20 protein-coding genes are annotated in these 22,296 nt (G+C 35.0%); 5 read left to right on the top strand and 15 right to left on the bottom strand.

The window, feature by feature from the left end:
• Positions 1-8: 8 nt before the first annotated feature.
• From ACNI3C_RS03295 to ACNI3C_RS03280, 4 genes are all read right to left on the bottom strand, one after another.
• Positions 9-929 (bottom strand): branched-chain amino acid transaminase, encoded by a 921-nt coding sequence (locus tag ACNI3C_RS03295; RefSeq protein WP_419770824.1) that lies wholly within the window; start codon positions 927-929, stop codon positions 9-11.
• Between the two features lie 67 nt (positions 930-996).
• Positions 997-1,995: an LPP20 family lipoprotein gene (locus tag ACNI3C_RS03290; protein WP_419770823.1), complete on the bottom strand. Its 999-nt coding sequence runs from the start codon at positions 1,993-1,995 to the stop codon at positions 997-999.
• Positions 1,995-3,170: a CsgG/HfaB family protein gene (locus tag ACNI3C_RS03285; protein ID WP_419770822.1), complete on the bottom strand. Its 1,176-nt coding sequence runs from the start codon at positions 3,168-3,170 to the stop codon at positions 1,995-1,997. Before ACNI3C_RS03285 ends, ACNI3C_RS03290 begins: the two co-directional genes overlap by 1 nt.
• Before the next feature lie 44 nt (positions 3,171-3,214).
• Positions 3,215-4,186 (bottom strand): alpha/beta hydrolase, encoded by a 972-nt coding sequence (locus ACNI3C_RS03280; RefSeq protein WP_419770821.1) that lies wholly within the window; start codon positions 4,184-4,186, stop codon positions 3,215-3,217.
• A gap of 86 nt (positions 4,187-4,272) precedes the next feature.
• On the opposite strand from ACNI3C_RS03280, the gene ACNI3C_RS03275 reads away from it, so the two are divergent.
• The 4 genes from ACNI3C_RS03275 to ACNI3C_RS03260 all read left to right on the top strand — a co-directional run bounded on the left by ACNI3C_RS03275 (position 4,273) and on the right by ACNI3C_RS03260 (position 10,097).
• Positions 4,273-4,875 carry a class I SAM-dependent methyltransferase gene (locus ACNI3C_RS03275; RefSeq protein ID WP_419770820.1) on the top strand — a complete coding sequence of 201 codons (603 nt, stop codon included), beginning with the start codon at positions 4,273-4,275 and terminating at the stop codon, positions 4,873-4,875.
• A gap of 75 nt (positions 4,876-4,950) precedes the next feature.
• Positions 4,951-8,427 (top strand): methionine synthase, encoded by a 3,477-nt coding sequence (gene metH / locus ACNI3C_RS03270; RefSeq protein WP_419770819.1) that lies wholly within the window; start codon positions 4,951-4,953, stop codon positions 8,425-8,427.
• Between the two features lie 149 nt (positions 8,428-8,576).
• A complete protein-coding gene (locus tag ACNI3C_RS03265) occupies positions 8,577-9,539 on the top strand; it encodes an NAD(P)-binding domain-containing protein (protein ID WP_419770818.1) in 963 nt (320 codons plus the stop codon).
• 78 nt (positions 9,540-9,617) lie between these two features.
• Positions 9,618-10,097, top strand: coding sequence for a hypothetical protein (locus ACNI3C_RS03260; protein ID WP_419770817.1), 480 nt, complete (start codon positions 9,618-9,620; stop codon positions 10,095-10,097).
• A 2-nt stretch (positions 10,098-10,099) separates the two neighbouring features.
• On the opposite strand, the gene ACNI3C_RS03255 is transcribed toward ACNI3C_RS03260, so the two are convergent.
• From ACNI3C_RS03255 to ACNI3C_RS03230, 6 genes are all read right to left on the bottom strand, one after another.
• Positions 10,100-10,540, bottom strand: a complete 441-nt coding sequence (locus ACNI3C_RS03255; RefSeq protein ID WP_419770816.1) for a methyltransferase family protein — start codon at positions 10,538-10,540, stop codon at positions 10,100-10,102.
• Positions 10,541-10,567: 27 nt separating this feature from the next.
• Positions 10,568-11,290 (bottom strand): tRNA (5-methylaminomethyl-2-thiouridine)(34)-methyltransferase MnmD, encoded by a 723-nt coding sequence (locus ACNI3C_RS03250; RefSeq protein ID WP_419770815.1) that lies wholly within the window; start codon positions 11,288-11,290, stop codon positions 10,568-10,570.
• The gene (locus tag ACNI3C_RS03245) at positions 11,287-11,733 is read right to left on the bottom strand and encodes a hypothetical protein (protein WP_419770814.1); all 447 of its coding nucleotides are present in this window, start codon (positions 11,731-11,733) and stop codon (positions 11,287-11,289) included. Before ACNI3C_RS03245 ends, ACNI3C_RS03250 begins: the two co-directional genes overlap by 4 nt.
• 2 nt (positions 11,734-11,735) lie before the next feature.
• Positions 11,736-12,251 (bottom strand): S-ribosylhomocysteine lyase, encoded by a 516-nt coding sequence (gene luxS / locus ACNI3C_RS03240; protein WP_419770813.1) that lies wholly within the window; start codon positions 12,249-12,251, stop codon positions 11,736-11,738.
• 71 nt (positions 12,252-12,322) lie between these two features.
• Entirely contained in the window at positions 12,323-12,682 is a 360-nt protein-coding gene (locus ACNI3C_RS03235) for a hypothetical protein (protein WP_419770812.1), read from the bottom strand.
• 45 nt (positions 12,683-12,727) lie between these two features.
• Positions 12,728-13,111, bottom strand: coding sequence for a hypothetical protein (locus tag ACNI3C_RS03230; RefSeq protein WP_419770811.1), 384 nt, complete (start codon positions 13,109-13,111; stop codon positions 12,728-12,730).
• 535 nt (positions 13,112-13,646) lie between these two features.
• Here ACNI3C_RS03230 and ACNI3C_RS03225 point away from each other — a divergent pair.
• Positions 13,647-14,753 (top strand): hypothetical protein, encoded by a 1,107-nt coding sequence (locus ACNI3C_RS03225; RefSeq protein ID WP_419770810.1) that lies wholly within the window; start codon positions 13,647-13,649, stop codon positions 14,751-14,753.
• Between the two features lie 197 nt (positions 14,754-14,950).
• Here ACNI3C_RS03225 and ACNI3C_RS03220 read toward each other — a convergent pair whose 3' ends face one another.
• The 5 genes from ACNI3C_RS03220 to nifJ form a co-directional block, all read right to left on the bottom strand.
• Positions 14,951-15,907, bottom strand: a complete 957-nt coding sequence (locus ACNI3C_RS03220; protein ID WP_419770809.1) for a thiamine pyrophosphate-dependent enzyme — start codon at positions 15,905-15,907, stop codon at positions 14,951-14,953.
• Between the two features lie 10 nt (positions 15,908-15,917).
• Positions 15,918-17,144, bottom strand: coding sequence for a 2-oxoacid:ferredoxin oxidoreductase subunit alpha (locus ACNI3C_RS03215; protein ID WP_419770808.1), 1,227 nt, complete (start codon positions 17,142-17,144; stop codon positions 15,918-15,920).
• Entirely contained in the window at positions 17,144-17,554 is a 411-nt protein-coding gene (locus ACNI3C_RS03210; RefSeq protein WP_419770807.1) for a 4Fe-4S dicluster-binding protein, read from the bottom strand. Before ACNI3C_RS03210 ends, ACNI3C_RS03215 begins: the two co-directional genes overlap by 1 nt.
• A 9-nt stretch (positions 17,555-17,563) precedes the next feature.
• Entirely contained in the window at positions 17,564-18,127 is a 564-nt protein-coding gene (locus tag ACNI3C_RS03205; RefSeq protein ID WP_419770806.1) for a pyruvate flavodoxin oxidoreductase subunit gamma, read from the bottom strand.
• Positions 18,128-18,456: 329 nt separating this feature from the next.
• Positions 18,457-22,020 (bottom strand): pyruvate:ferredoxin (flavodoxin) oxidoreductase, encoded by a 3,564-nt coding sequence (gene nifJ, locus ACNI3C_RS03200; protein WP_419770805.1) that lies wholly within the window; start codon positions 22,018-22,020, stop codon positions 18,457-18,459.
• Between the last annotated feature and the right edge of the window lie 276 nt (positions 22,021-22,296).

The raw sequence follows: 22,296 nt of genomic DNA, 5'->3' as shown, positions 1-22,296 counted from the left end.
TATTTTCCTTAGTTTACGTAGGTTAAGTGTTTTAAATACTTTTCATTTTTACCAGATACAGCGTCAAAGTAAGCAGTTTGTAGTTTTTCTGTAACAGGACCTCTTTGCCCTGCACCAATGATTCTACAATCAACTTCTCTAATAGGCGTTACTTCAACGGCAGTTCCAGTAAAAAATGCTTCATCAGCAATATATATCTCTTCTCGTGTAATTCTTCTTCTGAGTACTTCATATCCTAAATCTTTTGCAAGATCAATAACCGTTGCTTGTGTGATTGATTCCAATGAGTTATCATTTGGAGGTGTGATAACAACACCGTCTCGAACAATAAAGAAACAAGCCCCACTGGCTTCAGCAATATATCCTTGATCATCTCTTAATAGTGCTTCATCATAGCCCGCTTCAACGGCTTCAAATTTTGCCATTTGTGAGTTCAGATAGTTTGCAACTGCTTTGGCTTTTCCCATACCTGAAGTATTTGGAGTTCGTGTCATAGATGCAATTTTAACTCTAACACCTTTTTTAAGCCCTTCATCACCCAAATATGCACCCCATTCCCAAGCAGCTACAGATACTTGTACAGGAGCATCTTTATGGTACAGACCCATCACACCATAACCTAAATAAACTAAAGGTCTTATATAAGCACCATTAAACAGTTCATTTTTTTGTAACAGTTCAACTTGAACTTTGTTTAACTCATCCATTGTATAAGGGACAGTAATCAGCGTCATTTTTGCAGAATTAATCAATCTTTTTGTGTGTTCTGGAAGTTTGAATATTGCACATCTTCCATCAACTGTTTTGTATGCTTTGGTTCCTTCAATAGCACCATTACCATAATGAAGCGTGTGGCTTAATACGTGTGTAGTAGCATCGTGCCAGTTTTTAAATTCTCCATCCATCCAGATGTATTTTGCTTCGGTCATTATTATTTCCTAAATTGAATTTTAAGTAATAGTCTAGCGAAGTTTTAATTAAACAAAAGTGAAAAATTTATTTATTAAATAAAATTGAATCTAACCCTTTTTTGAGCAGTTGGAGTTTAAAATCTTTTGAGGCACTCATTACGGCATTTATTTCAGATGAAGTTGATCTTCCCACACTGTTGATAATATTGTTTGAAATGATTTTACCATTGGAAATGACGGAAATGGTTGTCGCCACTTTTGCAATTTTCCACCCCATGGCTGTTGAGTAGTTGACTTTATTGTTTAGGGTAATTTTTACATTTTCATTGCTGCTGACAATTTTATACTCATTTTTATTTAACTCATCAATAAATTCATCGGCAAAATAGCTGCTTTGTAAATTTGTAGCAATTTTTATTTTTACGGCAGCTTTTGAGGTAACCAAGGAGTTTTCAATTCTTGAATAGTGGTGAAAATAACTGCTTTCATCAAAGCCATTGTTTAACGCTTTTAATACTGAAGCTTGATTTTTTGCTTCAAGTAGAACAGGTTGCAGATTTTGTAAAGTATAAATTTGTTCAAGTATCGGTTGTACATTAGAAACTTCTAATAAGTCGTTAATTCGTCTGTTGGTCATATCAAACTCTTGTTTGGTTTGATTAAAAAGTTCTTGTCGATTGACCTTCATTAAGACAAAAAACGAGTTACCTAGGGTGATGGTTTTTTCTATTACTGCATTGGTAAAGTTGATGTTTTGAACGGCAATATTGATATTTTGAGTTACCTCTTTATTGTACCCATTTTCACCCGAATTGTTTCGAGAAGTGGTGGTTGTTTGGTTTAATGAGGAGCTTACTTGCACACTCAATCGTCCTGACATATCATTTAATGCAGCACTTTTTGCACTTTGCAATGAAGTGCCTTCCCCCGTTCCATAAAGATAAGCAGAGGTGTTTGCAGGTGCATTCAGATACCATTGTGGCACTTGTGCGGTTTCCTTTTTCATCAAAGGCATTTGAACACAACCAGTGAACAAAAAAAGCATTGAGGCAATAATTGCCCATTTTTTATAAGTTAAGCACATTAAAATAGTCCATCCTCTTCATCGGCTTCTTCTACAAGTTGCAGCAGTTTTAAATCGGCATGTTTTTCTTCAACACTGAACCAACTGTGAAAATCATTGATTTGTTGACTGGCTTTAAGTTTGATTGGCATTTGAATTTTATCGCAAGTTATTTTTCCAGTAAGGGGGTCAATATTCTCTTCAAAAGAGTAGACATTAAAGATTTGATTTTCGTGCACATGGTATTTTTTACCAATATTCACTTGCACAATTTCATCACTGCCATTGCTTTTTATTTTTGTAATATACCCTTTGATTTTGAAATGTTTTGTAAAATCGCCATTGATTTCTTCCAAAGAGTTAATGATAGCAGCTTTGATGCCACCAATATAAATATCGTAAGTAGGATTCGCAAATTTTCCAACATTGACATCATCAATGAATGTTTGTGAGTAGATAATTTTTCCTGTGCTGACATCCAATATTTTAATGGTTGTTGTGGTTTTAATCAGTAATCCATCGGTAAAAGAGGTCAAAACTCTTCCAATTAAGCCCACTATTTTTACTGTATCATTGTTGCTTCGACTGGTTGCATTATTGACAGCAATGGCAGCACCTTCATTGCTTCTGTTGTTGATTTCCACGTTATCAATTGATCCCGTTACAATATATTTTACGCCTGATATTTTTCCAAATTCAACGGTAGTTGAAGGGTCAAGCAGACCTGAGTCTTGCAGTTTTAACTCTTCATTGATTTTCGCCAAATCGTTTCTGGCAATTAATTTCACTGCACCCAGTTTTGAAACTTTTGATTCTAAAAGAGGGGTGAGTGTTTCTGAAAGTTTTGCATCAACGGCTCGTTTGATATTGATGGTATTTTTTTTAGAACCTTTGGCAACGCCCAATCCGATTCCTGAGCCATTGGCAACAATTCCAGCCAGTGCACTTCCTCTTTTTGTGGTGCTTGAGGTGTACACTTCTGCTTTTCCAAAGGTTGAATTATTTGTAAAATTCATCACGGCAACGGTAGGGAAGGCATTTTCATATTGATTTTTACACGCTTCTGGAACAGTGATTTTATCAGTGATATTTGAAGAGTATTGTGTTGGATTTAATTCATTTGTTGCACAGCCTGAGAGTAAGACAAGAGTGGTTGTGCAGATGAGTAAATTTTTCGTAAATGTTGAAATTTCCATTAAAATTCCTTTAAAATTAACTCAAAAGAGTAACAAAAAAACGATTAAGATTTGCTATTGAGCCAATTAAATATGATTTTATAGGCTTCATTTCTGACATCTTTTTGTGAAAAAATAACGCCATGCATGGCATTTTTGATTTCAACGTGTTGAGTTAACTTTTTGTTTTTATTTAAATTTTGTGAATACTTTTTTATATCTTTTACACTTAAAACAATATCACTGCTATGATGAAATTTTTTTTCTGAGGACGAGGGTTGAGACATCGACGAGTAGAGACATAATATGGGCAAATTAATATCAATGCCTTTATGTATCTTTTTTTGAGCTTGATAAATGGCATTGATCCAACCTAAATAAATGGGTGCATTGGTTTGAGTACTTTTTAAATGAGTATCAAAATCCCACTCCCCATAAAAATCTTTATGCAACGATTGCCCAAAGATATTGGGTTCATTGGACTCTATTTTAAATGTTGGAAAAAATTGACCCAATTTTGCTACTACGGGAAGAGCAATATTTTCCAAAAAGGCATTGAAATTAAAATCCAAAAAGGGGCTGTCTAAAATAAGCCGATTGACATTGCCATATTTGTTGGCATATAAGGCACTTATGAGACCCCCTTGTGAGTAACCATAAAGAGTAATATCTTCTATGGCAAATTTTTCTTTCATTAACTCAATGGTTTGCGTTATCTCATCATCAAATTCTTCTATATGGGTAAAATAGTAGGGTTTAGAAGTAGGTGTTAAATTTCTGCCATAGTTGTGTAAATCTAGGGCAAAAAATGAGTAGCCATTGTCATAAAACTCTTTTGCAAACATTTTGTTAAAAAAATAATCGTTAAATCCATGAATATAAAGAACGGCTTTTTGAGAGTTTTGAGCTATTTTATAACTCAACGTTGCTTGGTATTTTGCAGTTTCTATCTTTTGTTGGGACAAAACAAATTCATTGGCAAAGAGAAAATTAACAATAAAAAAAGAAAAAATAAGTAAAATTCTTCTAAATTGCATGGGGTACCTTTAAAATGCTATTTTATTATTAGCTTTTAATTGTACAATACAATATTAAAATATAAAATTTAGTATAAAGAGTAGGTATGGAACAAAAAGAGTTTTGGAATAAAAAATTTGAGACTGAAGAGTACTTTTATGGTAAAAAACCCAATGCTTTTTTAATGTCATGTGAAAAAAACTTCAGTAAAAAAGAGAGAATGCTCTGCTTGGGCGAAGGAGAAGGTCGTAATGCAGTCCATTTTGCAAAAAAAGGGTTTGAAGTTCGGGCACTGGATGCTTCAGATGTGGCATTGGCAAAATTAGAAGCATTTGCACAAGAAGAGGGTGTATTTATAAAAACGACCTGTTTGGATTTAAACGATTGGGTGCCTAAAAAGAAGTTTGGTACCATAATTACCTCTTTTTTACATTTGGCATCGCCTTTACGTGAACAAGTCTTTAATTACATTGAAGGAGCACTCAAATCAAAAGGTTTTTTTGTGGCAGAATTTTTTTCAAAAGAGCAAATTAACTACAACAGTGGTGGACCAAAAGATTTGGATTTATTGTATGATGTTAACTCTTTTGAGGCTCTTTTTACGCAAAGTAAAATTCATAAACTTGTACAACAAGAGGTGATTTTAGATGAGGGAAAAGGGCATCACGGAAAAGCTTCGGTTATTCGTATCATTGTACAAAAAAACTAGAAAAACCGTTAAAACTTATTTTGACAAAGAAAAAGGTATAATCTGCGATTAATACAATACAAAGTTGAATAATATATGACAAATACAATCAAAGAGATCATTAAACAAAGAGCCTTAATCATTGATGGAGCTATGGGAACACAGCTTCAATTAGCTCAAATTACTAAAGAAGAGTGGTTGGGTGAAAACGGTGAAGATTTAGAAGGGTGTAATGAACTTCTCAATGCCACTGCTCCTCATGTTTTAGAAAAAATTTACCGTGCTTATGCCAATGCAGATGCCGATTTAATTACAACCAATACCTTTGGTTCAATGCCGTGGGTGTTAGATGAATATGGGATCGGACACCGCTCTTATGAGTTATCAAAATTGGGAGTGAGTTTGGCAAAAGAGGTGTGTAAAAAATACAGTACACCAGAAAAACCACGATTTGTTTTGGGTTCAATTGGTCCTGGAACAAAACTGCCCAGCTTAGGTCACATTACGTATGATGAAATGTATGAGGGTTATAAAATTATGGCTCAAGGGATGATTGACGGTGGGGTTGATATATTTTTACTCGAAACGTGTCAAGATCCTTTGCAAATTAAAGCAGGACTTCATGCCATAAGTGATTTGAATCCCCATATTCCTATCATGGTTTCAGTCACCATCGAGTTAAGTGGAACCATGCTTATTGGGACAGATGCGTTAACCATAGCAACCATTTTAGAACCATTTAATATTTTGTCCTTGGGATTTAACTGTGGAACGGGACCAAAACAAGTGGCAAAACATGTGAAAACACTCAGCGAAGTTTGCCCTTTTTATATCTCTGTGCATGCCAATGCAGGGTTGCCACAAAACAGAGGAGGATATACCTACTATCCAATGGGACCCAATGAATTTGTGGAGCTGCAAAAAGAGTTTTTAAATTTACCTGGAGTCTCATTTTTAGGGGGATGTTGTGGAACAACGCCACAACACATTAAAGCCTTAGCCGATGGGGTAAAAGGCCTTAAACCCAAATCACCAACGGGTGTGTGTGAACCCTCTTTAGCTTCATTGTTTATGAGTGTTCCTTTAAAGCAAGAACCCGCTCCCTTACTGATTGGAGAGCGAAGCAATGCCACGGGAAGTAAGGCGTTTCGAGAACTTTTAAAAGAGAATGATTACGAAGGAACTCTCTCTGTTGCGCAACAACAAGTTCGAGCAGGCGCTCATGTTATTGATGTGAGTGTAGGGTTTGCAGGTCGTGATGAAACCAAAGATATGAATGAAGTGGTGGCTTTGTACTCTCAAAAAATACAACTGCCTTTAATGCCTGATTCAACACAAATAAAAGCGTTGGAAACGGCGTTGAAACAAATTGGTGGAAAACCCATTATCAACTCAGTCAATTTAGAAGATGGGGAAGAGAAGTTTGATGAGGTGTGTCGTTTGGCGAAACGATTTGGTGCCAGCTTGGTCTGTTTGGTCATCGATGAAATAGGTATGTCAAAGAGTGCTCAACGAAAAGTTGAAGTGGCTGAACGAATCTATCAACGAGCGGTAAAGCTACATGGTTTTAAACCTACGGATTTGGTTTTTGATATGTTGGTTTTTACTGTTGGAAGTGGCGATGATGAGTATCGAACGGCAGCAGTTGAAACCATTAATGCCATTAAAGAGTTTCAACAAATGCACCCAGAAGTAGGTACCACTTTGGGACTTTCAAACATCTCTTTTGGATTAAGTGCCAATGCCAGAATTTATTTAAATTCTATGTTTTTACACTATTGTGTTCAAGCTGGCTTAACAAGTGCGATTGTGAATGTTAAGCATATTTTACCCATGAATAAAATCAGTGAAGCGGATAAAAAAGCGTGTGATGATTTATTGTTTAACAACCAAGAAAATGGTGACCCTTTATTCAAGTTCATTGAGCACTTTTCAACGATTGAAGCGGTTGCGGAACAAAGTGATGATGAGTACAATGCCTTAAGCAGTGAAGAAAAAGTTAAAAAACTGCTTTTAGATGGTGACAAAGAGAGACTGCTTCCCTTAGTCCAAGAGATCAGACATGAAGTTCCACCTGAATTGATTGTCAACGAGTGGTTAATTGATGGAATGAAAGTGATTGGAGAACTTTTTGGTTCAGGGCAAATGCAACTGCCTTTTGTATTGCAAAGCGCGGAAACCATGAAAGCTACGGTAGATTCTCTTAACCCTTATTTGCCCAAAGAGGAAAAAGCCAGTGATACGGTTTTAGTTTTGGGTACGGTTAAAGGTGATGTGCACGATGTGGGTAAAAACTTGGTCGATATTATTTTATCCAATAATGGATTTAAAGTCATTAACATTGGAATTAAAGCTGACATCAATGACTTTATCGTTGCTGTTAAAGAGCACAAAGCCCAAGCCATTGGGATGAGTGGATTGCTCGTAAAAAGTACGGCTGTGATGAAAGAGAATTTAGAAGAGCTTAAACGACAAGGCATTGATATTCCGGTTCTTTTAGGTGGAGCTGCTTTAACCAAAGCCTTTATTAACGATTATTGTAGACCCATTTATGATGGTCCTATTTTTTATTGTCGAGACGCTTTTGATGGGGTTGTTTCGATGCAACGAATAGAAAACAGTGATTTTAATACCAAATTAGCAGCCGATGAGGTTGTAATGGATGAAGAGAAAATCAAAGTTAAAGAAAAAGTGATTATTCCACCACACCATGAAATTAAAATGCCAAGCCGAAGTGAGCTACAACTGATTCCTCCTTTTTGGGGACGTCATGTATTGCATGAAAGAAATTTCAATAAAGAGTTGGCGTTTAATTGGATTAACCATCGAGTTTTATTCAGACAACGATGGGGATATAAACGAGCCGATTTAACAACTGAAAAGTTTTTAAAACAAGAAGAGGAGTTCGTTCGTCCTACGTATGAAAAACTCAAAGGGGAGTTTTTGGATAAAAACTTGTTTGACCCAATTGTGCTGTACGGTTACTTTCCTTGTTTGGCGCAAGACAACAAACTCTATATTTTTGATGAGAAGCATCTTTATAACAATCAAGAAGGCACTCAAAACTTGCCTTCATTAGATGAAGCAATTAAAGTGTTTGAATTTCCACGACAAGGAAGAGAGCCTCACCGATGTATTGCGGATTTTTTCAGAAGTGATAAGCTCGATGTGATTGCATTTTCTTGTGTGAGTGCGGGGTTAAAAATCAGTGATTATGAACGCACTTTATACGATGCAGGTAAATTTCAAGAGTATTACCATGTACATGGTTTAGGTGTAGAGTTAGCTGAAGCTTTGGCAGAAATTGTACACAAACAAGTCCGATTGGATTTGGATATTGTCTCTAAAGAGGGGCATACTCTAAATGATGTGCAAATGAAACAGTATGTGGGTTGCCGATACTCTCCTGGTTATGCTGCGTGTCCAGATTTAGAGATGAGTCGATTGATTTTTGATTTACTTAAACCTGAAGAGTTTGGAATTGAGTTGAGTGAAACTTTTCAAATTCATCCAGAACAAAGTACGTGCGCGATTATTGTGCCACATAAAGAAGCCAGTTACTACAATGTATAATTTCAGAGAGTGCATACGAACTCTCTGAAATTCATTTTTCAAAACATCCTTTCCCCCATCTTTTTTATAGGTTATTTTATATACAAGTATCTTTTTATGAATGGAATATTTTATGTTATAATTTAAGATATTGGCTCAAAGGATTCATGATGAAAGAGATATATGACATCGCAATTATTGGAGCAGGTCCAGGTGGAATAGCCACTTCATGTGAAGCGGTTATTTTGGGACTAAAAAAAATTATTATTTTTGAAAAAGGGAACAATCACTCCGAAACCATCCGAAAATATTTTAAAGAGAACAAACCCGTCGATAAAGATTGGAAAGGTATTCATGTTGATATCAAAGGACATATCAATTTTGAAGGTGGCACAAAAGAGAGTACCTTAGATTTATTTGATGACTCTTTAGAAAAAAACCTCATAAATGCACAGTTCAATACTGAAGTTGCTGGGGTCAAACGCATTGAAAACTGTTTTGAAGTGATGTTAACCAACAATGAGAGTTATTATGCTCTTAATGTAGTCATTGCTATTGGTAAAATGGGAAAACCCAATATGCCTTCGTATAAAATTCCATCCAGTCTTAAAAAACAGATTCACCACTCCATTTCTGAATGTAAAGGGAATGAAGATGTTTTAGTCGTAGGGGGTGGGGACAGTGCTTGTGAATATGCCTATTTTATTTGTGAAGATAATAAGGTCATGTTTAACTATCGAAAAGAGGTGCTTACTCGAGCCCACCCTAACAATGTTGATAATTTAATGAAAAGCGTTGAAAAAGGTCAAGTACGTCTTAAAATGGGTATCGATATTGAAAAAATTGAAGAGAGTAACGGACGAATAAAAGTCTTTTTTGAAGATAAGAGTACAGCCCAGTTTGATAGAATAATTTATGCTTTAGGGGGTGTTACTCCGAAAGAATTCTTGCAAAATTGTTCCGTAAAGTTCGATGAAACGGGTGAAATGATTGTCAATGAAAAAAACCAAAATGACATAGGTTTATATATTGCAGGCGATATTGCTGGAGATATTGGAGGCTCTATTGCATTGGCTTTAAATCACGGGTACAATATTGTCTCAGATTTAAAAGAGAAATTAGAAGTATCTTGATTTTACAGAGGTGTATTAGCTATTAATTAACTAAAATAAGATAAAATATCTTATATCAATCATTTTCAAGGAACACTATTGTTAGATAAAATACTAGATTATTGTTTTATTACATCAAAACAGCCTGTACTATTAAAAGATTTGTTGGTTGCTAATGTTCAACACAATGAAAAAATGCACGTTGATGCTGCTCGATTGGGATTTCGATTAAAAATTGGAAGAGCCTATTTTGTCTATATTGTTTTTGTCTCTTTTTTTGCTGTTCCTTTTGCCGCACTGACACATAAAGTTTTTGCACACATTGATTCACATGCTTCAATTTTAGCAGCCATGTTTTTTACGGCGGTTATTTTTATTTGGTTTAACTTTTTTAGAATTTGGATTAAAGATAAAATGACAGGAAAAATCATTAAAGAGGCTTGGAAAGTACACTTTCCTTATTTCCCTTACGATGAGTATCGTTATAAAGTCGAAGAGATTTTTCACGGTGCGATGAAAGCAGAAATCAGTAAAAAAGAGTTAGAAAAATATATGCTGGATAATTTAATTAAAGAGTAAAATTAAAAAAGAAAAGGGACAAACATTTTTGTTCTTTTTTGATATTTGGCATATTCATAACTTTTTTTGTTCCACAAATACTCTTCTCTCACAGCTTTTAGATACAAAACAAAGACCAACGCTAAAAAAATAAGATAATAAAAAAACTCATTCGTGGCAATAGATACCCCCAACATAATAATCATCAAAGCAAGATACATCGGATGTCTTGAGTATTCATAGGGACCTTTCCGTATGAGTCGTCCGCTCTCTTTTAATTCAGGGGTGATATTAAAGTTGTAAATGTCATTGTTGATTAATGCCCAAATGCCAATGCCAAACCCAATAACACACAATAAAAGCGACAAACCATTGTCGGTAATTGAGCCATCACTTAAAAGTAAAATGAAGACAAATAAAAATTGAAGTATGACTAAGACTACGGATTGTTTTTGTGTTTTCATACAAGAATCATAGCACAAAAAATGGCATTAGTCTACCAATGATTTGGCTTCTTTATTTCTTATTTTTTTCAATTCCATATCGACATACTTCCCAATAAAGCTCTGTTTTTGTTTGAAGCCCAAGGTGATTTTTCTTTTTTGGGGAATGAACTCATAAATTGAAAATCCTGCTTCGTGCATGGAGAGTCGAATGGGTGTGGCAATAGCATATGTGGTTATTATGGCATTTTTTGAGCATGCCTTATAAATATCTTTAAAATACTCTACACTCCAAAGTTCACTGTTCACTTCGGAACTGAACGCATCTTGATAGACAATATCTAATTGAGTAAGTGTTTTGACATAGTCTCGGGCATTGCCTATAAAAAGTTCTATTTTTATCTTCTCATCTTCATATTTTTTATCTTTTGCCAAAGTTTGAATGATGGGTAAGAGAGTTTCAAACTCTTTAGGGTATTTAAAGCCAATAAGAGACTCTATAAGCGCTTCATCTAACTCAGGTGAGAATATCTCCAGCGTAAGGTTAAGTTTATGTTCTGTGAGGTAATAAAGCGTGCTTAAGGTGTTGTATCCTAAACCAAAACAGATATCAAGAATACGCAGATGTTTTTTGTTTTGGTGAAAAGTCAATGCGGGAATGACATGTTTGCTCAAAGATTCAAACACTGCTCCCTCTTTAATGTTGTGATAGTGTTGATTATAGGCTTTTGAGAAGAGAGTGTTTGAGCCATCTTGAGTGGTTACAATCAAAGCCCACTGCCCCACATGTGCAGTTTTTTTGCCGTAATGCAGTGATATTCTTCAAACAAATCAGAGGTAGTGTTAATGGCAACAAACGAAGCTTTATCAAGTAATGACTTTATTTCATCTTCATTGTGGTTTGATTTTTTCTCTAAGATAATAATGTTTGCTGAGTTTTCCAACGCTTTGTACATGAGTTGTAGGATTTTATCTTTGTGTTTACAAGCTGTAAGAATATTGCTTAAAACGATATATTCATATTCACGTGCAACGGCATTGAGGCGAGCGTCTTTCTCTTCTTTAAACGCGATGGTATTTACTGTACCATGATAAGTTTGTGCCACATCATCAAGAGTGGGCGTGATAAAATCAAGCCCATTGTTGATGTGCAGTATGGCAATGTTTTCAAAAGGTTGAAAAAATTCTTTAAAAAGATTTAACTCTTTTTCCAAATTCAGATGCCCAATTTTTTCATTTTTTTCTCAGTTAAAAAAAGCGCTTTGTTGTTCATAACACCGATATCTTTTTTCAAAATATCTTTGGCAATTTTTTTAGCTGATTTAAGAGAGTGCATTTTATACGTACCGCATTGGTATTCGTTTAATTCTGGAATGTCATTTTGACTTGCCACTTTTAAAACGTCTTTCATGGCTTGTTTCCAAGCTTTTGCAACTGTTTTTTCACTTGGTTTTCCCAAAAGACTCATGTAAAACCCTGTTCTGCACCCCATTGGTGAGACATCGATGATTTCAACATCTTTTGAGTTTAAATGCTCTCTAATAAATCCAGCAAAAAGGTGCTCTAATGTGTGGATACCTTTTGCACTCATTTTATCAATATTTGGGGCATAAAATCTTAAATCAAATACAGTAATTACGTCACCTGAAGGTGATTTCATTGTTTTTGCAACTCGAACGGCAGGTGCTGGCATAATGGTATGGTCAACTCTGAAGCTGTCTAATAATGGCATATTAAATCCTTTTACAATTCTTATTTTATGTGTGATTGTATCACATTAGACTTGAATAGGGCTTTATATGTTTAGACTAAACCGAGGTTTCTTCTTACCATTCTTTTATAAGCTTTCATGTGAATTCGAATTATGTGTTCAATCACTTCTAACCGACACGCATGAACAATGGAAGCATACTCTGGCTTTGCGTAGATGGTGCTTCTGTCTCGGGCAAGTTGGATGAGACGATTGACGTCGTCGTCAAGTGCCACATCACTTCTGTCGCATAGTGCGTCGTAGACATTGAAAAAAACTTCTCGGTCGTGATCATTCATTTTGCAACTGTCATCAAGCATTTTAAGTGCCAATTTTGAGGCATACTCTATTTCGATGGGTTCAAAGTTATACGTTAATGCCCAGTCATAGGCTTGTTTAAACATTTCAGACATAAAACTCCTTTGTGTTGACTATGCAATTAATATACCCAAAAGCAATTAGGATTTAAAGCGGTCAATTAAGGCATTAAAATAGTTGGTGGCAACAACCTTTTGAAAATAGACAAAGGCAATGACCACAACCAAACCCACACCATAGGTAAACAAAACACCTAAGGCAATAAAGACAACAATAATCCAAAGGTTTTGCAGTTCCCCTTCAATGCTAAGCAGGTGTCCCTCTTTTGTGGGTGTTACACTCACGCTCAAGTTATATTGCATCAGAGATTTTTTTTCTCTGAATTTTTCAAGAGTAAACCCCTCTTTATTCGGAGCAATTGGCTCTTTTGAGCGCGGTTTTAATTCGTTTTGGAAATAATCAAGAATCTTGTTTTTGTCGTCTGCTTTGAGACTTCGTTGTAAGGCAACATCAAATACACCCATGCTTTTCCTTTTTTATTTTAAATAAGTATAGCTTAATGAGGCAGGGTTTGAATAAGAATTTTGGTTAATAAATAAACAATATGCAGTTAAGTTTGAAAAATCAGGCAAAAAAAAAGAGGCTTCGCGGACCTCTTTTTTAAAAGAACAAATGAAAGACGTTCGTAGGCGTCTTGTAAATTAATTATAACAAGTGATAATAAATGGATAAACAATCAATGGTTAATGGATGGATAACTGAATGAAGAAATTTCTCTTGAAAACCACAAGGGTTTCCTCTTTTACTTTCTTTTGTTGAAAAGAAAGTAACAAAGAAAGCAACTGCCAAGTTGATGAAGGCGAAGCTTCCCTCCCTTATTGCTTTCCTCTTTCCTGCCCTGCAAAACTCGCTACAAGGTGCATTTAGCACCTTGCTTAACGCTCAAACAGTTTCGGGCTTGTTTAGAAAAGAGAAAATCAAACACTCGGCTTCATCAAAGGCAGGATTTAGTGCCATATAGTTAGAATAGTAAGTAATAATTTTTTTACAAGGTAATGAATGATAGATGCAATAAATAAAGGTTCAAAAAAAGATTTAGTTTTATTTGAAAAATTTAAACAAACAGTATTGGTAAAAGGGAAAAGTTTTTTTGATGAAAATATAAATATCTGTTCTCCAGAAAACTTTTTAATGTTTGAAGAACAATATATAAAGAATTATATATCCGCAAAAAATATTTCTTTTCGTGAAAAAACTGCTCTGCAAACTGTTGGTACTACAAAATCATTCAAACACTTATTTGTTAATTATCTGTGGCTTTATAATTATTTTTTTTCTTCAATAAATAATAAATATTATAAGGTCAGTAGGACAAAAAAATCTAAAATTGAGGATGTAAGTTTTTTGTTGGGTTATGAATTGGATGAAAAGTTTTTCCCTGAATATGGATTTGCTAATTGTGGAATTTCGTATACTCAAAATAAATATGAAGAAGTATGTGTTATTCACATTTTTATAAAGAAATTATTTGAAAATCAAGATTTAATTTCTAAAGAAGAAGAATTACAGAAAGAAATAAAATCAATTAATGTTAAAAATGAATTAGAATTTTATCGAGGTAAAGAATATAAAAAAGCTGGAATAAAAGCTATATTATTGTTTCTATTATTTCCAGATAAATATGAACCAATCGTGAGTTATGCAGATAAAGAAATGATAGTAGAAGAATTTTTGGGGGAAATAGGGAATGATGTTGATGAGGATATATTAACAATAAGAGAAAGAGAAAATATAATAACAAGTTTTTATACGGATGAATTAATTCATAAATGGAATAAAAATAAACAATTATCTCGAGTAATCAAAAATAAATTACAATTAGGAATGTTTTATGACAGTGCATCAGCAAAATTAAAAGAGATTATTCCTTATGATGAAGATTATTTAGGGAAAATAGCTAATGACAAATGCAAAAATGGATTACTAGCTGAAGAATTAGTCTTTAATACTTATTATAAAGAGTTTATAAATAAAAAAGGTGTAGTTCTTCAACCAATACTTCAAAAATTAGTAGATATTAAATATATAGATTTTAAAGATGAAAACTATAATGAATTAATGAAAAAATCTACTAAAGATATTTGTCACTTTTCTAAAAATATATAACGAATTAGTAGAATTAAAAAATAAAATGGGATTTTTAAAAATTGAAACAGTTAAAATAAAATTAGATGTAATTGAGAAAAGCTAAAGTTTTGTTTTTAGGCAAGGCGAAGAGTGATTTTAAATTCAAGGAGCATAGTAAACTATGTGACTGATTTAAAATCGCTATTCAACGCAGTATAAAAGCAAAAATTTTGCTTTTATACGCGTGCTGCTTCTCTTCTTTGTAGATAATCCCATTTCGCATCGACTCTTCTTTGCCACTCTTCAATGATATGCTCATTTTCTGGCTTAAATAGATGTTTGAATCTTGGTTGGAAACCGAGGTAATCACGTACTGGCACGATATTTTTTGGTCGGTATGTGATGTTTAACTCTGTTCCATCTATAATTTCATACAATGGAAAAACCAATGAATCAACCGCTAAATCTGAAGCTTCGATGGTTTGGTGTGGTTGGAATTTCCACTCTGTGGTACAAGCACTCATGGCATTGATAAATACAGGACCTTTGGTATCAAACCCTTTTTGGATTTTAGCAACCATGTCTTTCCATTTGTTTGGAGCAACTTGTGCTACGTATGGTGAACCGTGAGCTGCCATGATAGCTACCATGTCTTTTTTATTTTGTTTTTCACCGTATGAGGTAGAACCAGCAGGGGCTGTTGTTGTACTTGAACCTAATGGTGTAGAAGATGAACGTTGACCACCTGTATTGGCGTAAACTTCATTGTCTAAACAGACATACATCATGTCGTGACCTCTTTCAAAACATCCCGAAATCCATTGGAAACCAATGTCGTATGTTGCACCATCTCCACCAAACGCTACAAATTTAGGCTCAGGTGTATCTGCAGAAATTCTGCCTTTTCTTCTTAAGGCTTTGTTCATAGCTTCTGCCCCAGCAATCGCTGTTGAAGAGTTTTCAAATCCAATATGAATCCAAGAACAATCCCAAGAAGTGTGAGGATAAATCGCTGTACAAACTTCTAAACACCCTGTTGATGCAGAAACCACCAAGTTGTCATTGGTGGCATTTAATACTTCTCTTACAATAATTGAGTGTGCACAACCTGGACATAAAACGTGAGAACCCTCAAATCTTTCTGCCGCAGTTGAAAACGCTTTTAAGTTTTTAATTACTTTTTGATTACTCATTGTTTATTCCTTAAAATTCATAGAAACTTAACTCTGGTCCTCTAACACCGTGAAGTGTTTGGATTTTCCCTGTAAGTTTTCCATTTTTTGCATCGGTGTCTAAGTTTCTGAAGATACCTTTTAATTCATTGATTGTCATATCTCTACCACCCAAGCCATAGATTAAGTTTCTCAATACTGGACGAGCTGGTGTGTTAAACAGTGCCCCTGAAACTTCGTTGTAAAGTGTTCCAACCGTTCCACCTGGAGCGGATCTGTCCATACAGGCAATGGCTTTAACGTTTTGTAATTTTGCCGCTAATTGAGTCAATGGGAATGGTCTGAAAAGTCTTGGTGCAAGAACACCCGCTTTTATACCTTCTTCTCTCATTTGATCCACAGCTAAAAGTGCTGATTCGTATGTGGTACCTAAACAGACAATAACCACGTCTGCATCTTCTACTTTATAGTCTTCAACAATGTTATATTTTCTTCCGCTTAAGTTTGAATACTCTTCAAAAATTTCTTCAATGATTGGCATAGAACCCATTAACGCTGCATGTTGTTTTGCTTTGTGCTCAAAGTGCCAGTCATGTTCGGTTTGTACACCATGAGTTACGGGTTTTGAAAAGTCTAACATTGCATTGACTTGTAAGTAATCCCCTACAAATTTAGAAGCAACTTCATCGCTTAATGGTCGAACATTTTGTGCTGTGTGTGACGTCATAAATCCATCTTGGTTTGAAATTACGGGAAGTCTTACATCTTTGTGTTCACTGATTCTAAATGCCATTAAGGTAATATCATACGCTTCTTGAGGGTTAAATGCATCAATTGAAATCCAACCACAATCTCGTGTAAGGTACATGTCTGAGTGATCACCATTTACATTTAAAGGTGCCGCTAACGCTCGGTTAACCAAACATAAAACCACTGGAATTCTCATCCCTGAAGCTTGGTACAATACTTCAATCATTAAGGCAAGTCCTTGTGAAGAAGTTGCTGTTGCAACTCTTCCACCCGCAGCACCCGCACCAACACATCCTGACATAGCAGCATGTTCTGATTCAACCATGACAATTTCACCATCAACATACCCATTGGCATGGAAAGTAGCGTAGTTTTCAACCGTTGCAGTTGAAGGAGTAATAGGGTAAGCAGCTACAACATCCACATCGGCTTGTCGAAGTGCTTGTGAGTTTGCCATGTTTCCATCCCAAACTTCTACTGTATTTAAATCCATAATTTTTTTATTCATTATTCACCCTTTGTCTTTTTAAGAGGCCACTTAGTCAGTGCGGTTTCATTTTTTTCTGTTTCGTTAAACATTAACAACGATTTTGGATTGGTAGGACAAACTTCCACACAAATTCCACAACCTTTACAGTGGTCATAATCCACCCCTTGCATCTCTTTGTTTCGTGAGATAATTGAGGTATCGGGACAAAATAACCAACAGTTTTGACAATCAATGCACAATTGTGAATTCCAAACGGGCTTCATGACACGCCAGTCACCTACATAGGCATTTCTAGAGTTTGTTTGAGCATAGGTTCTCTCTTCGGGTAAAACATCGGCGATGTTATAATTTATATTGGCGTCAAATGAGAATACAGCAGCACCCGGTACTAACTCATCCCATCCCATATCTTTAATTGATTTGCTCATAGAGTCTCCTTAATGTACTTCATTAAATGCTCGCTCAATAGCAACCATATTCGCATCGATTATCTTTTGAGGAAGTTTTTTAAGCACTGATTTCATTGCATCTTGGAAAACGTGAATGTCGAACATTCCACTGATTTTCATAAATGCACCAAGCATAGGAGTATTTGGAATAGGTCTTCCAATCGTCTCTTGCGCAATGGTAAAACAATCTAATATAAATACTCTGTCTTCTCGACCCGCTAATGCTGGTACCAAAGCAATCAGTTCATCTTTTTTTAAGTGAGTGGTAATAATATATTGTGTACTCTCTTTTTCATTGGCGGTAAAGTCATCTGTAAAGACCAACGCAGGGTCAAGTATAAACACATAATCAGGAACCATATATTTTTCATGATTTAAAATGGTTTTATCATCAATTCTGTTATAAGCAGTCATTGATGCACCTCTTTTTGCAGAACCATAGAACGCAAATGCTTGTACTTCTTTTCCTGTTTCTGCAACAACTGAACCAAGTCCTTTAGCACCTGTTACGGCACCTTGACCAGCACGGCTGTGCCATCTAATTTCTAGCATCTCATGCTCCTAAAATGTTTATTTAGTAGTTTAAAGACTTATGTCTGGTTGAAATTTTATCTGTTCTTTCTTGTGTGCATTTTAATTTAAAAGTTAATAAATATACTTAAGATTATGTAAAAATTATGTACAAATTGTGTCTAGTATGTACATAATTTGAGGATTTGAAGCTAAGATATAGCTTAATTGTACAAGAGAGAAGTTGTATGTTTTAGGTTTGATTAAGAAAAAAAGGAAGAAAGCTTAAAGTTGAAGGCCGTGTTACTTTTTGAGCCGATTTTTTGAAAAAATCAAATAGGTGAAATTATTTCACCTATTTGAAAAAAGTGTTATTCTAATTCGTCAGAATAGTCTGCTGCAGCCATACGCGAAAGCTGTCTAAATCGGTATTGCGCCTCTTTTTTGTTTTGAGCTAACATTTCATTTGCATGAGATGGGTTCAATTTTTTCAATGAGTTATAACGTGTTTCTTGTAATAAGAAATCTTCGTATTTATCCCAATCAGGTTTTTTACCTGAAATTTTGATTGGGTTTTTACCCTCTTCAATTTTTCTTGGGTCAAATGTATAGATTGGCCAATATCCACAATCGGTTGCCAATTGTCCTTGGTCAACGGATTTCATCAATCCACCTTTGATACCGTGAGCAATACATGGAGAGTATGCAATGACCAATGAAGGACCATTGTACTCTTCTGCTTCTTTTAACGCTTGAACGGCTTGTTTTTGGCTCGCTCTTGAGTTGATTTGTGCTACGTAAATGTTTCCATACGTCATAGAGATATACCCTAAATCTTTTTTCGCATTTGGTTTACCATCATTTGTAAAGTCTGCAATTGAACCAGTACGTGCTGATTTAGAAGATTGACCACCCGTATTTGAATAGACTTCAGTATCAACAACTAAAACGTTAACGTTTTGTCCAGTTGAAAGGACATGGTCTAATCCACCGTATCCAATATCGTATGCCCAACCATCTCCACCGATGATCCATTGAGATTTTCTGACAATGTATTTTTTCAATGAAAGTAAAACATCAACACCTGGTAAATCTCTGTTTTGTTCTAATTGAGGTACCAATTTGTCTCTGATTTCTTGAGTTTTAACTCCATTATTTCTGTGTTCAATCCACTCTTTGTATAACACTTTTAATGGATTCGTAACTTGTTCCATTGTCTCATTCATGACCATATTGATTCTGTTTCGGATAGCTTCCATCGCATGATGCATTCCATATCCAAATTCTGCATTATCTTCAAATAATGAGTTTGCCCAAGCTGGACCTTCACCTTTTGCATTTTTTGTATAAGGTGTTGATGGAGCTGATGCTGAATAAATTGATGTACATCCTGTTGCATTGGCAACCATCATTCTTTCACCAAACATTTGTGTTGCTAAAGTAATGTATGGAGTCTCCCCACATCCTGGACATGCACTGTGGAATTCAAACAGTGGTTGAGCAAATTGAGAACCTTTAACACTGTCTTTTTCAATTAAGTAATCTTTGTAAGTTACATCATTGAATAAGTAGTCTGCATTCTCTTGTTCACCTTGTTCTTCCATGTTTTCAAATGGTACCATTTTAAGTGATTTTTCTTTTGTAGGACAAATATCAACACAAACATTACATCCTGTACAATCTAGAATAGAGACTTGGATTTTATATTTTAATCCTTTATCTTTGATTCCTTTTCCACTGGCATCAATAGAGAATTTTTTAACCCCTTCAGGTGCATTGGCAAATTCTTCTTCATCTAATAAGAATGGACGAATAACGGCATGTGGACACTCAAATGCACATTGGTTACATTGAATACAGGTATCTTGATTCCATTGAGGAACCATTGTTGCAATTCCTCTTTTTTCATATTTAGTTGAACCATTTTCAAACGTTCCATCTTCTCTGTTTGTAAAGATTGATACAGGAAGCGTATCTCCTTTTGCAGCATTAACTACTTTTGCAAAGTTTTCAACAAAATCACTTCCTGAATAGTTTGAGTTAACGACTAATGGTCCACCTTCAAGGTTACTCCATGAAGAATCAATGGTTACTTTAACAATTCCAGCTTCACCTGAATCAATGGCAGCATAGTTCATTTTAACAATGTCTTCACCTTTGTTTCCATAAGCTTTTTCTGCATATTGTTTCATATATTTTTTTGCATCTTCATAATCAATAACATCGGCTAATTTAAAGAAAGCAGCTTGCATAATGGTATTGGTTCTTGTACCCAATCCAATATCTCGAGCCAATTTCGTTGCATTGATAATGTAGAAGTTCACTTCTTTGTCTGCTAAGATTTTTTTAACTCGTGCAGGAATTTTTTCAATCGTTTCTTTTTCATCCCAAATTGAGTTCAGTAAGAATGTTCCACCTTTTCTGATTTTATCAATCACTTCGTATTGCTCTAAGTAAACCGCTTTTGAACAAGCAATAAAACTTGGATTTGATACAAGGTAAGTTGATCGGATAGGGTCTTTACTGAATCTTAAGTGCGAACGTGTGTACCCACCTGATTTTTTAGAGTCATAGGCAAAATAAGCTTGTGCGTATAAATCGGTTTTATCCCCAATAATTTTAACAGAGTTTTTATTTGCTCCAACAGTACCATCTGCACCTAAACCATAGAAGAGACACTCTCTTACTTCATCTGAAACGACAGAAACATTTTCACCCACTTCAATTGAAGTAAAGGTAACATCGTCATTAATACCTACGGTAAAGTTGTCTTTAGAGTTATCACTTGCTAAGTTATCATATAAAGCAATGATTTGTGCAGGAGGAACATCTTTTGAAGATAATCCATATCGTCCACCAATGATTTTTGGTTGTTTTTTCTCATTATAGAACACTGATTTGATGTCTAAGTATAATGGTTCACCTAAACTTCCTGGCTCTTTTGTTCTGTCAATAACACAAATTCTCTCAACCGATGCAGGTAAAACATCCATGAAATATTTTGTGCTGAATGGTCGGTATAAGTGTACTGTTAAAAGTCCTACTTTTCTACCTTGAGTTTTTGTTAAGTAATCAATGGTCTCTTTGATGGTTTCTGTAACAGAACCCATTGCAATGATAATATCGGTTGCATTTTCATCCCCATAATAGGTAAACGGTGCATAGTTTCTTCCCGTTACTTTAGAGATTTCTTGCATATAATCATTTACAATATCTGGCACAGCATTATAAAATTTATTTTGTGCTTCTCTTCCTTGGAAGTAGATATCATCATTTTGTGCAGTTCCTCTTGTTATAGGTGATTCAGGATTAAGTGAAGTGTCTCTGAATCTTTGTACTGCTTCTTTATCTAACAATCTGTCAAATACAGCATAGTCCATCACTTCAATTTTATTGATTTCATGCGATGTTCTGAATCCATCAAAAAAGTGTAAGAATGGCACTCTTCCTTTAATGGCAGCAAGGTGTGCAACCCCACCTAAATCCATAACTTCTTGAACAGAACCCGTTGCTAACATTGCAAAACCAGTCGCTCGTGCACTCATAACATCTTGGTGATCACCAAAAATTGAAAGTGCATGTGCAGCAAGTGCTCTGGCACTGACGTGAATAACACCAGGTAAAAGTTGCCCTGCAACTTTATACATATTCGGTATTTTTAAAAGTAGACCTTGTGATGCTGTATACGTTGTTGTAAGTGCACCTGCTTGTAGTGAACCATGAAATGTTCCAGCAGCACCCGCTTCAGATTGCATTTCGATAACTTTTACTGTTGTACCGAAAAGATTCTTTTTCCCTTGTGTTGCCCATTTCTCCGTGTTATCACCCATCTGAGAAGATGGAGTAATCGGATAAACTCCAGCTACTTCTGTGAATGCATATGATACATGTGCAGCAGCTTCGTTACCATCCATTGTAGCAAAAATTTTTGACATTGTTAATTTCCCTTAATTTTTAATGTCGTATAGGATACTTATTCTAAACTTAATTCATACTAAAAAGAAATTAGCAAAGGTTGTTTTTATTCTTGATATAGTGCTAAAATTATGAGAAAATCTTCAATATTATATTTTTTAATTAAGAATACTTTTATAAAACCCTTATAAATAATCTTTTAGATTATTTTATGATTTTTATTTGTCATAAAATATAGAGTAATTTTTTTTTATGCCTTTAGAACTGAGAAGACAAATGTAAAGATAGATTACTCT

This window comes from Marinarcus sediminis (SeqCode) (genome assembly GCF_048571275.1).
GTDB lineage: Bacteria > Campylobacterota > Campylobacteria > Campylobacterales > Arcobacteraceae > Marinarcus > Marinarcus sediminis.
Note: the sequence above shows the minus strand (reverse complement) of the source record. Positions and strands in the feature narration are given on the sequence as shown.

Bases quoted from the DNA above. Each gene is read 5' to 3' on its own strand.
- ACNI3C_RS03210 (WP_419770807.1), bottom strand. From the start codon at position 17,554: ATGAGCAAATCAATTAAAGATATGGGATGGGATGAGTTAGTACCGGGT.
- luxS (WP_419770813.1), bottom strand. From the start codon at position 12,251: ATGCCATTATTAGACAGCTTCAGAGTTGACCATACCATTATGCCAGCA.
- ACNI3C_RS03215 (WP_419770808.1), bottom strand. From the start codon at position 17,144: ATGAATAAAAAAATTATGGATTTAAATACAGTAGAAGTTTGGGATGGA.
- ACNI3C_RS03235 (WP_419770812.1), bottom strand. From the start codon at position 12,682: ATGTCTGAAATGTTTAAACAAGCCTATGACTGGGCATTAACGTATAAC.
- ACNI3C_RS03280 (WP_419770821.1), bottom strand. From the start codon at position 4,186: ATGCAATTTAGAAGAATTTTACTTATTTTTTCTTTTTTTATTGTTAAT.
- ACNI3C_RS03275 (WP_419770820.1), top strand. From the start codon at position 4,273: ATGGAACAAAAAGAGTTTTGGAATAAAAAATTTGAGACTGAAGAGTAC.
- ACNI3C_RS03225 (WP_419770810.1), top strand. From the start codon at position 13,647: ATGATAGATGCAATAAATAAAGGTTCAAAAAAAGATTTAGTTTTATTT.
- ACNI3C_RS03220 (WP_419770809.1), bottom strand. From the start codon at position 15,907: ATGAGTAATCAAAAAGTAATTAAAAACTTAAAAGCGTTTTCAACTGCG.
- ACNI3C_RS03230 (WP_419770811.1), bottom strand. From the start codon at position 13,111: ATGGGTGTATTTGATGTTGCCTTACAACGAAGTCTCAAAGCAGACGAC.
- nifJ (WP_419770805.1), bottom strand. From the start codon at position 22,020: ATGTCAAAAATTTTTGCTACAATGGATGGTAACGAAGCTGCTGCACAT.
- ACNI3C_RS03255 (WP_419770816.1), bottom strand. From the start codon at position 10,540: ATGAAAACACAAAAACAATCCGTAGTCTTAGTCATACTTCAATTTTTA.
- metH (WP_419770819.1), top strand. From the start codon at position 4,951: ATGACAAATACAATCAAAGAGATCATTAAACAAAGAGCCTTAATCATT.
- ACNI3C_RS03295 (WP_419770824.1), bottom strand. From the start codon at position 929: ATGACCGAAGCAAAATACATCTGGATGGATGGAGAATTTAAAAACTGG.
- ACNI3C_RS03205 (WP_419770806.1), bottom strand. From the start codon at position 18,127: ATGCTAGAAATTAGATGGCACAGCCGTGCTGGTCAAGGTGCCGTAACA.
- ACNI3C_RS03290 (WP_419770823.1), bottom strand. From the start codon at position 1,995: ATGTGCTTAACTTATAAAAAATGGGCAATTATTGCCTCAATGCTTTTT.
- ACNI3C_RS03265 (WP_419770818.1), top strand. From the start codon at position 8,577: ATGAAAGAGATATATGACATCGCAATTATTGGAGCAGGTCCAGGTGGA.
- ACNI3C_RS03285 (WP_419770822.1), bottom strand. From the start codon at position 3,170: ATGGAAATTTCAACATTTACGAAAAATTTACTCATCTGCACAACCACT.